This is a genomic window from Pseudomonas grandcourensis, from assembly GCF_039909015.1.
GTDB classification, from domain to species: Bacteria; Pseudomonadota; Gammaproteobacteria; order Pseudomonadales; family Pseudomonadaceae; genus Aquipseudomonas; species Aquipseudomonas grandcourensis.
In genome coordinates this window covers 3,857,332-3,872,635 of the sequence record NZ_CP150919.1, presented here as the reverse complement: position 1 = coordinate 3,872,635, position 15,304 = coordinate 3,857,332, and the positions used below count along the sequence as shown (strand labels likewise).

Sequence of the window (15,304 nt, the reverse complement as noted above, 5' to 3'; positions counted from 1 at the left end):
GACTGCTTGTGGCCGTTTGTTGCCTGTCACTTAAGGCAGCGATCGACCTCGAGCTGCCTGTCATGACAAGAAGCTTAACGCCCTGAAACAATCAGCCGTGACAGGCGGAACCCCAGCAACAGTGAGAACTCCCAGGGCGCGACTGGAAGCACTCCATGCGGGTATTGCCGGTGCGCGAGAGATGGTCAAGCTGCACGTCAGTGATGTCGGCTGGGTGCAGGACCGCTGGGAAATCAGTAAGCGAGCTAACGGATGAGCACTAGACGGGTAAATCGGCAAGGGTTCATGAGGATTGCTCATCAGACTGTGTAGGAGCGAGCTTGCTCGCGATGGAGGCCAACGATGGCGCGGGAAACCAGACGTACCGCAGCGTCCTCTGGTTTTTTCGCGAGCAGGCTCGCTCCTACAGGGGGCGGCAGGTGATTTGGGAATGGAAGTGAAGGCAAAGGACCCGCCAGGGCGGCGGGTCCGAAGGGGGATCACAGTTTCGGCAATTGCCCGATGCGGCCCATCATCTCGGTCACGATCTGCAAGTCCAGCATGAACTGCTCGGTGGTCTTGAACTCGTTGTCGTTGTGGCCGGTGTATTTGACGTCCGGCATGGCCAGGCCGAATTGCACGCCGTTGGGCAGTTCATGCACGGAGGTGGCGCCGGCGGAGGTTCCGAACTTGTGTTCCATGCCGAGGTTTTCGCTGGCCACCGCGAGCAGGGCCTTGACCCATTCACCCTCGGGGTTGCGGTACATCGGTTCGGCAATCGACAGGTCGAAGGCCGGTGCGATGCGGGTCTTCTTGCTCCAGGCGTCCAGCTTTGCGGCGATTTCGGACTTGAGCACTTCCGGGGATTTGCCCTTCGGCACGCGCAGGTTGACCGCGAGCTTGAAGGCTTTGTCATCCATCCCGACATAGGTCAGGGACGTGGTCAGCGGGCCCATGAATTCATCGGCAAAACCGACCCCCAACTTGCCACCCAGGTAGTCCAGCCCCCAGTTGTCGGCGGCGTAGCGGGCGGCGTCCGTGATCTGGTTGTGCTTGAGCGCGACCTTGCCGTCGAGGCCACTGATGAAGTCGAGCATCCTGGCCACCGGGTTGACGCCTGACTCGGGCTCGGAGGAGTGGGCGGACACACCGGTGACCGTCAGTTTGACGCCCTTGCCGTCGACCTTGGCGGCGACCTCGAAATTGCCGCCATTGCGCTTGGCATACTCGGTGCCGGCCTTTTGCAGGCTGGCGGCCAGTTCGGCGGGCTTGTCGGTCACCAGGGTCGCGACCGATGTCGACGGAATCTGGTTGGTGGCCAGGCCGCCGGTCATCGAGGTGATTTCTGCGCCTTTGCCTTGCGCTGCGCGCTTGGCGAAGCTGGCCATGACCGTGCCGTAGCCTTTCTCGGCGATCACCACCGGGTAGCCGCCATCCAGCGCCAGGTTGTAGTTGGGCGTGGGGTTGCGTTCGAAGTAGTAGGGGATGGCGTCGCCCGTGGTCTCTTCGGTGGTGTCCACCAGCAGCTTGAAGTTGCGGGCCAGCGGCAGCTTCTCTTCCTTGATGATCTTCATGGCGTACAGCGCCACCACGATGCCGTTCTTGTCATCCTCGGTGCCGCGGCCATACATGCGATCGCCGATCAGGGTGACCTTGAACGGATCGAGGCGGGTGCCGTCCTGCAACACCCAGTTTTCCGGCGTCACCGGCACCACATCGGCATGGGCGTGGATGCCCACGACTTCATCGCCGCTGCCTTCCAGGGAGATCTCGTAGACGCGGTTGTCGATGTTGCGAAAATTCAGGTTGAACGCCTGGGCCAGGCCCTTGATCTTCTCGGCGATCTTGAGGAATTCGGGGTTGTCGTGCTGGTCAACACCTTCCACGCGCACGGTCGGAATGGCCACCAGCTCCTTCAGGGTTTCGGTGGCCGCGCTGCCGTATTTCACCCGGGCATAGAGGCCAAGCAAACGATGGATTTCGTTTTGCTGCTCAGCGCTAAGCGTCTTGTTGCCGAGGAAGGCACGGATGGCCGGGCCGAGGTCGTCGGTCTTGGCGATATCGCTCTTGGCCAGGCTTCCCAGGAACTGCCGGAAATCCTTGACCGACGCATCACTGAAGGTCTTGAGGATGATCGCACTCTGTTGCGGGGTGATGTTGGCGTGGGCAGCGGTGGTGAACGACGAAAGGCTGGCGAGCACCAGGGTGGTCGCAGCCAGGTGCTTGAGGGAAAAATCCATTGCTGGGGGCATTCCTTTGCAGGCGGGTTGTAAGAAATATCTGATCGGTCGATCAGAAACTTTTCAAAACTAACACCACGAGCGTATGAAACGGGAGCCCCTGAAGTGGGATCTGTCGCACAGAAATGCAAAAGCGGCGCAGATATGAAAAACCGCTCTATCAATGCTTACATTCCGCCATCACCACGTGGCAGGTATTCGGCGTGCCGCCGGATCGGCCTGCATAACGGGCGCAATTATCCAGGGATTTCTGGCGAGCCATGTCCAAGGTGTCGGCCCAGGCGAGGCCGCCTTCGCCGACAGTGGGGAGGGCCTCTGCAAAGCAGGTTGAACCAGTGTTTGGGGCTGGATGATCTGGATATCGAGCCGTGGCGGCTTTGCCTGAACATCCCGCTGTCAGTGCCAGGTCGATGGCGAGCAGGGATAACAGGATCCATGACGAGCATTGGCGCACAGTGTGTCCCGTCATCCCGGTTCCCCTGTAGCAAGAGGCGTATTAGAGATCGCACCTGGCCAGATCAGGGCTGGGCACACTCTTACTCTGAGCCTATCCTTGCGGCATCGATCCTGCTGCTCCTTTCGTCTGCTTTCCTGAGTTCAGTGTTCCTGGCCGTCCGAGAGTCGAGTTGAGGTCGCTACAGACCACTGAACATGCTGATGATCACGGCATTGACCAGGTCAATGAAAAAGCCGCATACCAACGGCACGATCAGGAAGGCCTGGTGCGCCGCACCGTACTTTTGCGTCACGGTGGACATGTTGACGATGGCCGTCGCCGTGGAACCGAGGGTAATCCCGCCGAATCCGGAAGCGATCACGCTGGCTTCGTAATTGCGCCCCATAAAGCGGAAGACCACAAAATACGTATAGGCGACCGTCAGCAGGATTTGCAGGGTCAATGCGCACAGAATGAACATCAACGCGCCGCTGAGTTGCCATAGCTGAAGCCCCATCAGGGCCATGGTCAAGAACATGCCCAGGCAGATATCGGAGATCAACGACAGGCCCAGGCTGGCACCGCTCCAGGTTTTCAGTCGTTGATCACCCACAAAGGCCAGAACGAGGTGGTGAATGACGATGCCCGCGAACAGGCAACTGACAAACTTGGGCAGGGTGATGCCGGCATCGACCAGCAGCAGGTTGAGCCCGTAACCGGCCATCAGGGTCAGGTTGAGCCACATCCAGGCCCAGAGCACGTCGTAGTAGTCCAGCGCCTTGCCCGGTTGTTGCTCAAGAATGCCGACTTCCAACTCCGCATCCCTGGACGGCGTCAGTTGATAACGGCGTATCAACTGGTTGGCGATAGGGCCGCCGATGACGCAAGCGGCAATCAGGCCGACGGTGTTGCTGGCGATGCCCAGTTCGTGGGCGTTGCTGATGCCCAGTTTTTCGACGAAAAGCGGTGCCCAGGCCAGGGTGGTGCCCACTCCACCCGTGAGGGAAATGGAGCCCACCATCAAGCCTGCCTTGGGATCAAGCCCAAACGCCTCGGCCACTCCCATGCCCAGGGAGTTCTGCAGCAGAATGAACGCGGCGGCGAGCAACAGCAGGATCAGCAGCGGGCGCCCACCTTTGAGCAGCTGGCGCATGTCCGATTTCAAGCCAATGCCGGCAAAGAAATAGAGCAGCAGGGTGTCGCGAACTTGCAGGTCGAATTCGATCTGGATGTTCAGGCCGAAGTACAGCAAGGACGTCACCGCCGCACAGACGAAGCCGCCAACCACCGATTCCGGGATGCAGTATTGACGCAGAAAGGTGTTGTGCTGGACGAGGGTCTTGCCGAGGAAAAGCAGGAGGATGGCGAGTGTAAAACTCACGAGGCCGTGAACCTGGAAGAGCTGTGAAGTCATTTAAGGCCTTCCTAAAAACTGGAAAATCATTATCAGGATTCGCTCGTTCAATGTTTAGACCTGTATCAATGAACGGTCGAAACAGCCTTGCTCGTCCAGATAGCTTCCCAGTCATCAGGTGCGTCTGTGCGCCAGGGGTGAGGACAGCCTAGCCTAAACGGAAAAACCCATCCGGTTTGGCACAGGCCGCCATCACGCTCCCGATGGCCAGTCAGACGCTGACTTCAGCGCTTGATCAGAGAGATCTTCGTTCCCTCGATACTGACCCCCGCCATTAATCCTTGCTGGTCGAAGATGAACGCGTAGGCGTCATCTTTCAGTGTCGAGCTGGACAGGTTCTTCGCGGCCCCTTCATCCACCACGACAACCGTTGGCCCCACACCGATTTCCCAACCCTTGGTTTCAGCGACATATTTCACGGCTTTATCGGTCATCAGAAAAACCGCATAGCCGTACGACTGGGCGCCGGCCTGCAGCCCCCATGAACCGCTGACGGAGTTGTAGTAGTTCTCGACTTTCGAGCCTTTCATCAGTACGCCTTCGCCATAGCTGCCGCCGAACACGAGACCCGCCTTGATGATGTTCGGGAAAACCAGCACCGCCTTGGCTTGGTGCGAGATGGTTTCGGAGAATGGATGGGTCTTGTAGAGCGTCTGCAACGCTTGTCGAGCGTCGGCATTGAGATCCTCGGCGGTGGCCGCTGCGGCATTGTTCAGGAAACCGGTCGATGCCAAGGTTGCAATCGCGAGGAAGAACGATAGGAAGAACCGCATTGATTGAGTCATTTGCGTACTCCGCTGAGGGAGCAGGGGGATGAGCGCAGCGGCAAGTGCCTGCGTCAAGCAGGAACCGAACCCACTGAGGTTATCCGGTGCACCCTGAAATGTGTGAATCGCAAGCATCGCTCCTGAATGAAGTGGGCCACTGGGCCACTGATCATTTGCGCTGCCATCAGCTGTTATGACCACTGCGTAACGGCCGGGTTCGCTGTCAGTTCTGCTTCGGGCCCGGTTTCACCTTGCGAAGGATTGAAATCGCTTCGTCACACGTTCAATGCAGGCAGCAAAAGGCCCGCGCAATGGCGGGCCTTCTGTTTGGGGTCAAATCCTTTTGTGCTTCCAATCTGCGCTCCATCTTGTGAGCGTTTCGTGAAAAGCATGTCGTAGCAATGAAAAAAGCCCGGCGTCGGTCGGGCTCTCTGTAGATGGGCCAAATCCTTTTGGCTGATCCCATTGTGCTTGGTGGATGTGACGACGACATGACAGGGCTGACAGGAAAAGCTGATCGCTACCAGAAACAGGCTTGAGTGCTGACGGGCTGTGGAATCGAGCTGTCCATGCACTTTTATAAAGCGCCATGGGCAACATCGTGCACCAGTCGGAAGCGCCGCAAAGCGCTTTTACCTGCGACAGCTCCAGCGTCGTGACAATCCCCCTTGGCTCAAGAGTCCATGTTTGCAGATAGTTGAAGTCTCTCTGTCGCTGACTGGCACAAAGGCTGCAAGGCTGTCATCAGGTCCACCTGGAGAGCATTCGTGTGGACAGCCCCCTCGGTCAACGACGATCGATTGGCCGGACAGGTCGTGGGCAACATCGGTGGATCAGGCATAGATGCCTGGTTTCAACACCGCAAAAGAACAGGCAAAGACGCCTGGAACCGAAAGGTTTCAGGCGTTTTTTTTGCTTTTAAAACCGTGATGGGCTCGGGCTGGGTGCTTTCTATGAATTCCAATGTTGCCACGTTGAACAAGATGCAAACGCTGATCGTGATCGGTAATGGCATGGTCGGACATCATTGTGTCGAACAACTGATCGAGCGGGGAGCGCTTGACCATTACCGGCTGCACGTCTTCAGTGAAGAGCCGATGCGTGCCTATGACCGTGTGCACCTTTCCGAGTACTTTTCCGGTCGTGATGCCGAGTCGCTGGCGCTGTCCGATGCGTCGCTTTACCAGACGCCCGGCGTTACGCTGCACCTGGGTGTGCCGGTACTGGAAATCGACCGCGTCCGTCGCCAGGTGGTCACCGCGCAAGGTTGCGTCACGTATGACAAATTGGTCCTGGCCACCGGGTCTTTTCCGTTTGTTCCGCCAATCGAAGGCGCCGAAGGTGAATCGCGCCTGGTCTATCGCACCCTGGAAGACCTCGATGCCATTCGGGCTGCGGCGGCCAATGCCCGGCGCGGTGTGGTGGTCGGCGGTGGCTTGCTGGGCCTGGAGGCCGCGAACGCGTTGAAGAGCCTGGGCCTTGAAGCCCACGTGGTGGAATTCGCGCCGCGCTTGATGCCGGTACAACTCGATGACCTCGGTGGCCAGGCGCTCAAGGCGCAGATCGAACGATTGGGCGTCGGTGTACACCTGTCCCGCGCCACGCAATCGATCAGCGCGGGCGAGCAGTACCGCTATCGCATGAACTTCGCCAATGACGAATTCCTCGAAACCGACCTGATCGTGTTTTCCGCCGGTATCCGCGCCCAAGACGCGCTGGCCCGTCAATGCGCACTGGAGATCGGTCCGCGCGGTGGCGTGGTGATCGACGACACGTGCCTCAGTTGCGACCCGAACATCTACGCCATCGGTGAATGCGCTTCATGGAACGGCAGCCTGTTCGGCCTGGTCGCGCCGGGCTACCAGATGGCGCGCAGCGTCGCGGCCCGCCTGTGCAACGAAGTCGCCGAGCCGTTCACCGGTGCCGACATGTCGACCAAGCTCAAGCTGCTGGGGGTGGATGTCGGCTCCATCGGCGACGCCCACGGCAACACCCCGGGTGCGCGCAGCTATCAATTCATCGACGAAACCAGCGCCAGCTATCGCCGCCTGGTGGTGGATGTCAGTGGCAAGCACGTCCTCGGTGCAGTGCTGGTCGGTGACAACAGCTATTACGACACCTTGCTGCAATACATGCAGAACGGCATCGCCTTGCCAGCAGAACCCGCCGGCCTGATTCTGCCGTCCTCCGAAGGCGCGCCGACCCTGGGCCCGGGTGCGCTGCCCGAGTCGGCCACGGTGTGCTCCTGTCATAACGTCACCAAGGGCTCCATTTGTTCGGCTATCGACGGCGGCTGCACCGACCTGGGCCAGCTCAAGTCGCAGACCAAGGCCTGTACCGGCTGCGGCGGTTGCGCCGGGTTGCTCAAGCAAGTGTTCGAGCATGAACTGATTGCCCGTGGCGTCAGTGTCGACAAGAGCCTGTGCGAACACTTCGCCTACACCCGGCAGGAGCTTTATGCGCTGGTACGGGTAGAGGGCGTGATCACCTTCGACGAACTGTTGGCCAAACATGGCCGTGGCCACACCGGTTGCGACGTCTGCAAACCGGCGGTGGGTTCGATCCTCGCCTCGTGCTGGAACCAGCCGATCATGGACACGTCGCTGGTGCCGTTGCAGGACACCAACGACACCTTCATGGCCAACATGCAGAAAAACGGCACCTATTCGGTGGTGCCGCGCATCGCCGGGGGGGAGATCACGGCGGACAAGCTGATCGCGATTGGCGTGGTGGCGAAGAAATACGACCTCTACAGCAAAATCACCGGCGGGCAGCGCATCGACTTGTTCGGCGCTCAGTTGCATCAGTTGCCGGACATCTGGGCCGAGCTGATTGCAGCGGGTTTTGAAACCGGGCACGCCTACGGCAAATCGACCCGGACGGTGAAGTCCTGTGTCGGCAGCACCTGGTGCCGTTATGGCGTGCAGGACAGCGTGCAAATGGCCCTGACCCTCGAGGATCGCTACAAGGGGCTGCGCTCGCCGCACAAGCTCAAGTTCGCGGTCTCCGGTTGCACCCGTGAGTGCGCCGAGGCGCAGAGCAAGGACGTCGGCGTGATCGCCACCGAGAAAGGCTGGAACCTCTATGTGTGCGGTAACGGCGGCATGCGCCCGCGCCACGCCGAGTTGTTCGCCACCGACCTCGATGACGCGACCCTGATCCGCTACATCGACCGCTTCCTGATGTTCTACATCCGCACCGCCGACAAGTTGCAGCGCACCTCGGTCTGGCGCGAGAGCCTGGAGGGTGGCCTGGATTACCTCAAGGATGTGGTCATCAACGACAGCCTGGGGCTTGGCCTTGAGCTCGAATCGCAGATGCAATTGGTGGTCAACCGCTACGAATGCGAATGGGCCAACGCCCTGAAGGACCCGGAAAAACTCAAGCGCTTCCGCACCTTCGTCAACGATCAGCGCCCGGACCCGGACATCCATTTTGTCCAGGAACGCGGTCAGCGCCGGCCGATCATGGCCTCTGAACTCCACCTTATCCCTGTCATCGAGGAGATTGCCTGATGAGCCAGTCCGATACCCAGCGCGCCTGTTCCAGTTCCTCCCTGGTCAATCCCGATGCCTGGCAAGCGGTGTGCAGCCAGGAGGATCTGGTGAGTAACTCCGGCGTCGTCGCCTGGCTCGACGGTGCACAGGTGGCGCTGTTCTACCTGCCGGATGCCGAAGGCAAGACCCTCTATGCCATCGATAACCATGACCCGCAATCCGGGGCGAATGTCATCGGTCGCGGGCTGATCGGCAGTATCAAGGGCGATCTGGTGATTGCCTCGCCCCTCTACAAACAGCACTTCCGCCTTGAGGACGGCAGTTGCCTGGAGTATCCGCAGCAGCGCCTGCGGGTCTGGCCGGTGCGCCTGAACGCAGGCCGGGTGGAGGTCGCGGTGGCCTGACCACATTGGGTTTCGCCGGGGGCTGAACGCTTACTCAATTAATGCTTCATGCCAGGCTCCGGCGGAGTCGATGATCAATGACAAACACTATCGGAGGCTCGTATGAAAACAGCCGCACAACTGCTGAAACTCAAGGCCGAGCAGAACCGGCGGGTGCATAGCATCGCGCCAGACCAGACGGTGCTTGAAGCGTTGAGGATAATGGCCGAGAAAAATGTCGGTGCCCTGCCTGTCATGGAGGAGGGGCAGGTGGTCGGCGTTATTAGCGAACGCGACTATGCGCGCAAGGTCGTTCTACAGGGACGCTCTTCGGTCGGCACGCCGGTGCGGGCCATCATGAGCGCACCCGTCGTGACAGCAGACAGTCAGCAGAGCATCGAGCGTTGCATGGCGGTCATGACCGACAGTCATCTGCGCCATCTACCGGTGGTGGAGGGCGACCAACTGATTGGTCTGTTGTCGATTGGTGATCTGGTCAAGGAGGCCATCGTCGAGCAGACCGAGTTGATCCGGCAGCTGGAACACTACATTCGCGGGCATTAAAGCGACCGGGGCAGGGTGGATCACCTCAGGTGTAAACTAAGCTTGCATTGAAAAGCGCTGCACCTGGAGGTGAGCCATGCGCTCAATTACCGTTTACACCTCGATCGCACTGCTGGCGCTGTTTATGGTGCCGCTTGCCACCGCAGCGACTTCGGTCGAAGTCGTCTTCAAGGACCCCGAAAAATTCAGCGATGCCAGCCTTGATAGTCCGGGCTATGAACGTGGTGCCGATCCTTATGTCATGAAAGAGCTGCGCAGCTACATCCAGAAGCTTGGCGAGCGGTACCTGCCACCCGGCCAGCAGCTGCAAATCGAAATACGCAACATCGACCTGGCCGGTCGCTATGAACCCTGGAGGCCTGATGCCTACGAGGTGCGCTTCATGCGCGACATCACCTGGCCGAGCATCGATCTACATTACGTGCTCAAACAAAACGGCCAGATCGTGAGCCAGGCCGACGCCAGGGTCATGGATCAGCTCTACCTCCAGCGTCCGGGGCGTGCCAACAGAAGTGACAGGCTCTACTCCGAGAAGGCCATGCTCTCGGACTGGTTCCACAGACAATTCGCCGGGCAACATCAGAGCGGGTTGAATTGAACCGCCCTGCACTCTGAATCACCCGTCCGGTATGTCGCGAAGGGGGGCGTGCGACCCATTGCAGCCATTCCCCAACGACTGTGATCGGGACAAAGCTACCTGCCGAAAACGGTACCCAATGCGGACTGACCAATCGGATCAAAGCCAATACAGCCGCACAATGGTATACAGCCAGCCGATGCAGAGGGTGATAGTCAGGTAGATCACCACGAGCACCAGAGAGTGATTCCACATGACAATGACCTCCCATAACCACGGTTTGAGGCGCGTCAGGGGCGTCTGACAAACCGGATAAACTCAGATCAAGCCCGCACCGCAGCATCCGCGCTGCTCCTGAATCGGCGGGCACTTCACCGTGCCGAACGAACAGAACACACAGCAGTCACCGGGGTTCGGGCGTAGCAGGGTTTTGCAACTGCCACATTCGTAGAAAAACTGACAGGCATCGGTGGGCATGGCTTCCTGCTTGGCGAAACCGCAATGCGGGCAGGTCAACACGGATTGGAGGATGACGGCGCTCATGCTTGCCTCACTTGTGCACGGTGGAGGGATAACCCGCTTTCGTCGTCGCCTGGGTCAACGCGTCAGGATCGGCTTTTTTGTGGGCTTAGGTGACGATGGCCATTTTCTCGGCGAAATTGACCTTGACGGTACGCACGCCGGACAACTGCTCCAGCGAACTCTTGAGCGCCATCGGACAGACCGGACAGGTCATGTTCCGACCGTCGAGCCTGACGGTTTCCGCTGGAGCCTGAGCCATCGTTTTCTCCCTTGAACTGATCTAACCTAGGGTCACTTTACACTCCGTACCTGGGTACAGAATCAAGGGGCGTGTGATGGCGACAGGGCTGAGTATCGGCAAGTTGGCGGAATCTGCCGGGGTGAACATCGAGACTATTCGCTATTACCAGCGACGCGGCTTGCTGGATGAACCGCCAAAACCGCTCAGCGGTTATCGATGCTATCTACCGGAGCAGGTCAAACGGCTGCGCTTCATCAAGAGGGCGCAGGCGCTGGGATTCACGCTGGATGAGGTGGGCACGCTGCTGACACTTGATGCGGCCTGCACTTGTCGCGAGACTCGGGCACTGGCCGTGCGCAAGCTGGCCCTGATCGAGCAAAAGATGGCCGACCTTTCCGCACTGCGGCAGGTACTGGGCGGACTGGTGCTGGAGTGCGATGCAGGCGACGGCGGGGCCGCTTGCCCTATCATCGATGTGCTGAACAGGGAGTGATGCTGCCACTCGTGGTGGCGCTCTGTGTGTCGTACCAACCCCAGAAACGACAAAGCCCTGAATAAGGGGCACCTGAGCTACGGTTCTTATCAGCTCTGTCATTGCGATGTGGACACCGCAGAGAAAAGATGCGCCACCTTACCCGGCTTGTCCGACAATTCAGTTACCTGATCACACCGCCTCCGTGCCTGACCAGCCGCCGTACTCCGCCTTGTGGTGAAAGGCTGCAATTGACCTGGCTCCACGCAATCACAGCCATTAAAAAAAGCGGCCCTTTGGCACCGATAACATCGTTTCTCGGTGGCGCGGCTTTTTACTATATTGGCCGCCAGATCCGGTGAGTGACTCAACATTCGCCACCCTCAGTGCGAGTAGTCTTTATGAATAAAAAACCAGGCAACGCAGGGTTTGTGAATGCGGGCGCGGGAACCCGTGCAGTGTGGGGTGGGGAGCAAGTCAGGCATCCCTACAACGCCACTCAAACCCCCATCGTAGTCAGTGCTGCATATGGTTACGACGACATCGACGTCTGGTACGACGTAGCGTTGGGTAAGGCGCCCGGCTTTATTTACAGCCGCATGAGCAACCCGACGGTCGAGACCCTTGAGGCAAAGATTCGCGAGTTGGAGTTGGCCGAATCTGCCGTGGCTTTCAGCAGCGGGATGGCGGCGATCAGCAGTGTGCTTTACACCTTCCTGGCCCATGGCGATCGGGTGGTGTCGACCAAGGACAGCTATGGCGGCACCAACAAGATTTTCGAAGAGTTCCTGCCGCGCACCGGTGTGAACGTGACGTTGTGCGAGACGTTTGATCACGAAGAAATCGAACGCGAAATCGCCAAGGGTTGCCAATTGGTGTATCTGGAAACACCGACCAACCCGACGCTGAAAATACTCGATATCGAGCGTCTGGTAGCTGCGGCCAAGCGCGTCGGTGCCATTGTGGTGGCGGATAACACCTTCGCCACGCCGTTGAATCAGAACCCCTTGGCGCTGGGTGTGGACGTGGTCATTCACAGTGCGACCAAGTTTCTCAGCGGCCACGGCGACGTGCTTGGCGGCCTGGTGTGCGGTAGCGAATCGCTGATGGCCAAGGTGCGTCATTACCGGGAAATCAACGGTGCGACGCTCGACCCGTTCTCCGCCTACATGATCATTCGCGGCATGAAAACGTTGGTGCTGCGCATGCGTCAGCAGCAACGCAGCGCCCGTGCACTGGCAGAGTACCTCTGCGTCGAACCGTTGGTGGAGTCGGTCAATTATCCGGGTTTGCCCGGCCATCCGAATCATGCGGTGGCGTGCGCGCAAATGTCCGGCTTCGGTGCAATCGTCAGTTTTGTCGTGGTGGGCGGTATGGACACGGTCAAGGTGCTGTTGCCACGACTGCGATTCGCCCACTGCGCGGGCAATCTCGGTGCGGTGGAAACCATCTACGGTCCGGCCCGCACCACCAGCCATGTCGAGAACACGCTGGAGGAACGCCTGGCCCTGGGTATTTCCGAAGGGCTGGTGCGGGTCTCTGTCGGCATCGAAGACACCGATGATCTGCTCGACGACCTGAAACAGGCATTCGCATTTGTCAGGGGGGCGGGCAACGAACTCGCACAAGCAAACACCCAACGTTCAATCAATGAAAATTGCGTCGACATAGCAGGTTGAAGATTTAACGCTAATACCTCGCTACAAGGATGTGAGTGGGGCGTTCATGAAGTGGAATAATAATAAAACTTAGTGGCGATCTGTTTTTACTCTGCCGAGTGAATCATTGCAGATGTTAATTCGTGCCCTAATAACTTTCATGAGAACAACCATGTCCATAAAAGAAGAACAACTTAATACACATTCCGGTTTTAAACAGGAAATGCAGACGCGGCATATTGTGATGTTGGCATTAGGCGGCGTCATTGGTACCGGGCTGTTTCTCACGTCCGGGTATACGGTTAACCAGGCTGGTCCCTTGGGCGCGGTGATCGCTTACATCATCGGTGCGCTCATGGTTTACATGGTGATGATGTGCCTGGGCGAACTGGCGGTACAGATGCCGGAAACCGGTTCATTCAGTACTTACGCCACCCGTTTTCTCGGGCCTGGTACCGGCTATACCGTGGCTTGGTTGTATTGGCTGACCTGGACGGTGGCCATCGGTTCTGAATTCACCGCCGCCGGTATCTTAATGGCGCGCTGGTTCCCGGATACACCGGTGTGGATCTGGAGTGCGCTGTTTGCCGGCCTGGTGTTTCTGACCAATGTGATTTCGGTGCGCCTGTTCGCTGAGACCGAGTTCTGGTTGTCACTGGTTAAAGTGGTGACCGTAATAGTGTTTCTAATGATCGGCGGTGGCGCGATTCTCGGTCTGCTGCACATCGAGCAGGGCCACAGTATCGGGTTGAGCAACTTCACTCGCGAAGGACTTTTTCCTACCGGAGTGATGCCGATAGCCATGACGTTATTGGCGGTGTCTTTTGCGTTCTCTGGCACTGAGTTGATCGGTATTGCCGCTGGGGAAACCAAGGATCCGCAACGCAACGTGCCGCGTGCCATTCGCACGACGGTGCTGCGCCTGGCGATCTTTTTCGTGGGGACCATTTTCGTCCTGGCGACGCTGTTACCCCGTGAGCAGGCCGGCCTGGTAGAGAGTCCATTCGTCACGGTGTTCACTTACATCGGGATTCCATATTCGGCAGACATCATGAACTTTGTGATCATCAGTGCCTTGCTGTCGGCCGCCAACTCCGGGTTGTATGCCGCGTCACGGATGCTCTGGACGCTGAGTGACCAGGGTCACCTGCCCAAGCGATTCTCGGCCCTGACACGTATGGGCACGCCGCTCAACGCCATTATCGTCAGCATGGCGGGTGGGGCTGCCTCGTTGCTCAGCAGTGTGTTTGCCGCCGACACCATCTATCTGGCGCTGGTGTCGATCTCCGGATTGGCGGTCGTGGTGGTCTGGATGAGCATCGCTGCGAGCCAGATTGCTTTTCGCCGTCACTATGTGGCCAACGGCGGTGACATCCGCGACTTGAAATTCCGTGTCCGGGGTTATCCATGGGTGCCGTTGGGAGCGCTGGTCTGCTGCAGTCTGGCGTGTGTCGGGATTGCGTTCGATCCGGAGCAACGTGTGGCGTTGTACTTCGGTTTGCCCTTCATCGCCTGGTGCTACTTCGTGTATTACATTACCCGCAAAAGCCGCGAGCGACGCTTGTCGGTTGCCCCCTTGGCACAACCGTCCGACGCGTTCTAGTCAGCGTCGACGGGATGGGCAAGCGTGCTCGGTGGAGGGGGCGTCCTGGAGGTTCAAGCCATGAAGCAAAAGACGCTACCCCCATTGAACTGGCTGCGGGCATTCGAGGTGTCCGCCCGCTGTTTGAACTTCACCCATGCCGCCGAAGAACTGTTTTTGACCCAGGGCGCAGTCAGTCAGCAGATCCGCCAACTGGAAAGCCATCTTGGGGTGGCACTGTTCAAGCGCTTGCCCCGTGGCTTGGGACTGACCGAGGAAGGTCAGGCTTATCTGCCGGTGGTACAGGATGCGATCACGCGGCTGGCAGTGGGGACCAACGAGATTTTTGGCCAGCACAAACGTCGGCCGATCAAGGTGCGTGGCAGCCTGGCGTTCTTCGTGCATTGGCTGGCGCCCAAGCTGGCGGGGTTTAGCCAGGCGCATCCGCATGTCGATATCCGCTACATCAGCAATATCTGGGTAAAGGAGCTGGACGGTGAGGATGACATGGAGATTCGCTGGGGCCACGGTCAATGGCCCGGCCTGGTGTCGCAGCGCCTGACCTGGGACACGTTGTTCCCGGTCTGCTCGCCGGACCTGATGACAAGGTCGCCGCTGACGGTCCCCGCGGACGTGTCGCACCATCCACTGTTGCATGTTCTGGGTTACGAAGAGGGTTGGGGGTACTGGTTGAACATGGTCGGTGCGGACACCGTCGACTCCTCGACCGGCATGCAGTTCGACACATTGATCTCGACTTTGCGCATGGCCGAGTTAGGGCAGGGGATCGCCCTGGCGCGGTCCTCGATGGTGGAGGAGATGCTTCAGGATGGACGGTTAGTCGAACCCTTTACCCAGCGTATCGAAGCCAGCGAGTCTTTTTACCTTGTGCGCGGTTCCGGGGCCGAGCAGCACCCCGACGCGGTGATGTTTTCCACCTGGCTGGTCGAGCAGGCACATCGTTTCAAATGA

The 15,304-nt window shown here is 58.9% G+C and carries 14 protein-coding genes; 8 read left to right on the top strand and 6 right to left on the bottom strand.

Annotated features, from left to right (window positions below; genetic code table 11):
• Positions 1 to 479: 479 nt before the first annotated feature.
• The 4 genes from AABM52_RS17280 to AABM52_RS17265 all read right to left on the bottom strand — a co-directional run bounded on the left by AABM52_RS17280 (position 480) and on the right by AABM52_RS17265 (position 4,854).
• On the bottom strand, positions 480 to 2,219 hold the full coding sequence (locus AABM52_RS17280; protein ID WP_347907122.1) for a dipeptidase: 1,740 nt from the start codon (positions 2,217 to 2,219) through the stop codon (positions 480 to 482).
• Between the two features lie 160 nt (positions 2,220 to 2,379).
• The gene (locus AABM52_RS17275) at positions 2,380 to 2,688 is read right to left on the bottom strand and encodes a hypothetical protein (protein ID WP_347907120.1); all 309 of its coding nucleotides are present in this window, start codon (positions 2,686 to 2,688) and stop codon (positions 2,380 to 2,382) included.
• A 166-nt stretch (positions 2,689 to 2,854) separates the two neighbouring features.
• Positions 2,855 to 4,069 carry a sodium/glutamate symporter gene (gltS, locus tag AABM52_RS17270; RefSeq protein WP_347907119.1) on the bottom strand — a complete coding sequence of 405 codons (1,215 nt, stop codon included), beginning with the start codon at positions 4,067 to 4,069 and terminating at the stop codon, positions 2,855 to 2,857.
• A gap of 224 nt (positions 4,070 to 4,293) precedes the next feature.
• A complete protein-coding gene (locus AABM52_RS17265) occupies positions 4,294 to 4,854 on the bottom strand; it encodes a lipid-binding SYLF domain-containing protein (protein ID WP_347907118.1) in 561 nt (186 codons plus the stop codon).
• A 935-nt stretch (positions 4,855 to 5,789) separates the two neighbouring features.
• Here AABM52_RS17265 and nirB point away from each other — a divergent pair.
• From nirB to AABM52_RS17245, 4 genes are all read left to right on the top strand, one after another.
• On the top strand, positions 5,790 to 8,351 hold the full coding sequence (gene nirB, locus AABM52_RS17260) for a nitrite reductase large subunit NirB (protein WP_347907116.1): 2,562 nt from the start codon (positions 5,790 to 5,792) through the stop codon (positions 8,349 to 8,351).
• Positions 8,351 to 8,737 (top strand): nitrite reductase small subunit NirD, encoded by a 387-nt coding sequence (gene nirD, locus AABM52_RS17255; protein WP_347907114.1) that lies wholly within the window; start codon positions 8,351 to 8,353, stop codon positions 8,735 to 8,737. Before nirB ends, nirD begins: the two co-directional genes overlap by 1 nt.
• A 102-nt stretch (positions 8,738 to 8,839) precedes the next feature.
• Positions 8,840 to 9,280 carry a CBS domain-containing protein gene (locus tag AABM52_RS17250; RefSeq protein ID WP_347907112.1) on the top strand — a complete coding sequence of 147 codons (441 nt, stop codon included), beginning with the start codon at positions 8,840 to 8,842 and terminating at the stop codon, positions 9,278 to 9,280.
• Between the two features lie 76 nt (positions 9,281 to 9,356).
• Complete coding sequence (locus AABM52_RS17245; RefSeq protein WP_347907111.1) at positions 9,357 to 9,878, top strand: DUF3016 domain-containing protein; 522 nt, start codon at positions 9,357 to 9,359, stop codon at positions 9,876 to 9,878.
• A 297-nt stretch (positions 9,879 to 10,175) separates the two neighbouring features.
• Here AABM52_RS17245 and AABM52_RS17240 read toward each other — a convergent pair whose 3' ends face one another.
• A complete protein-coding gene (locus AABM52_RS17240; RefSeq protein ID WP_347907109.1) occupies positions 10,176 to 10,400 on the bottom strand; it encodes a GDCCVxC domain-containing (seleno)protein in 225 nt (74 codons plus the stop codon).
• A gap of 85 nt (positions 10,401 to 10,485) precedes the next feature.
• Positions 10,486 to 10,638 (bottom strand): heavy metal-associated domain-containing protein, encoded by a 153-nt coding sequence (locus tag AABM52_RS17235; protein WP_347907107.1) that lies wholly within the window; start codon positions 10,636 to 10,638, stop codon positions 10,486 to 10,488.
• 76 nt (positions 10,639 to 10,714) lie between these two features.
• Here AABM52_RS17235 and merR point away from each other — a divergent pair, with 76 nt between their 5' ends.
• The 4 genes from merR to AABM52_RS17215 all read left to right on the top strand — a co-directional run bounded on the left by merR (position 10,715) and on the right by AABM52_RS17215 (position 15,304).
• Entirely contained in the window at positions 10,715 to 11,113 is a 399-nt protein-coding gene (gene merR, locus AABM52_RS17230; protein WP_347907105.1) for an Hg(II)-responsive transcriptional regulator, read from the top strand.
• A 380-nt stretch (positions 11,114 to 11,493) separates the two neighbouring features.
• Positions 11,494 to 12,771 carry a cystathionine gamma-synthase family protein gene (locus AABM52_RS17225; protein WP_347907103.1) on the top strand — a complete coding sequence of 426 codons (1,278 nt, stop codon included), beginning with the start codon at positions 11,494 to 11,496 and terminating at the stop codon, positions 12,769 to 12,771.
• A 151-nt stretch (positions 12,772 to 12,922) separates the two neighbouring features.
• Complete coding sequence (locus tag AABM52_RS17220) at positions 12,923 to 14,353, top strand: amino acid permease (RefSeq protein ID WP_347907101.1); 1,431 nt, start codon at positions 12,923 to 12,925, stop codon at positions 14,351 to 14,353.
• Positions 14,354 to 14,413: 60 nt separating this feature from the next.
• Complete coding sequence (locus tag AABM52_RS17215) at positions 14,414 to 15,304, top strand: LysR substrate-binding domain-containing protein (RefSeq protein ID WP_347907099.1); 891 nt, start codon at positions 14,414 to 14,416, stop codon at positions 15,302 to 15,304.

Coding starts and splice junctions, on each gene's coding strand:
- AABM52_RS17280 (WP_347907122.1), bottom strand. CDS start 2,219: ATGGATTTTTCCCTCAAGCACCTGGCTGCGACCACCCTGGTGCTCGCC.
- AABM52_RS17275 (WP_347907120.1), bottom strand. CDS start 2,688: ATGACGGGACACACTGTGCGCCAATGCTCGTCATGGATCCTGTTATCC.
- gltS (WP_347907119.1), bottom strand. CDS start 4,069: ATGACTTCACAGCTCTTCCAGGTTCACGGCCTCGTGAGTTTTACACTC.
- AABM52_RS17265 (WP_347907118.1), bottom strand. CDS start 4,854: ATGACTCAATCAATGCGGTTCTTCCTATCGTTCTTCCTCGCGATTGCA.
- nirB (WP_347907116.1), top strand. CDS start 5,790: ATGAATTCCAATGTTGCCACGTTGAACAAGATGCAAACGCTGATCGTG.
- nirD (WP_347907114.1), top strand. CDS start 8,351: ATGAGCCAGTCCGATACCCAGCGCGCCTGTTCCAGTTCCTCCCTGGTC.
- AABM52_RS17250 (WP_347907112.1), top strand. CDS start 8,840: ATGAAAACAGCCGCACAACTGCTGAAACTCAAGGCCGAGCAGAACCGG.
- AABM52_RS17245 (WP_347907111.1), top strand. CDS start 9,357: ATGCGCTCAATTACCGTTTACACCTCGATCGCACTGCTGGCGCTGTTT.
- AABM52_RS17240 (WP_347907109.1), bottom strand. CDS start 10,400: ATGAGCGCCGTCATCCTCCAATCCGTGTTGACCTGCCCGCATTGCGGT.
- AABM52_RS17235 (WP_347907107.1), bottom strand. CDS start 10,638: ATGGCTCAGGCTCCAGCGGAAACCGTCAGGCTCGACGGTCGGAACATG.
- merR (WP_347907105.1), top strand. CDS start 10,715: ATGGCGACAGGGCTGAGTATCGGCAAGTTGGCGGAATCTGCCGGGGTG.
- AABM52_RS17225 (WP_347907103.1), top strand. CDS start 11,494: ATGAATAAAAAACCAGGCAACGCAGGGTTTGTGAATGCGGGCGCGGGA.
- AABM52_RS17220 (WP_347907101.1), top strand. CDS start 12,923: ATGTCCATAAAAGAAGAACAACTTAATACACATTCCGGTTTTAAACAG.
- AABM52_RS17215 (WP_347907099.1), top strand. CDS start 14,414: ATGAAGCAAAAGACGCTACCCCCATTGAACTGGCTGCGGGCATTCGAG.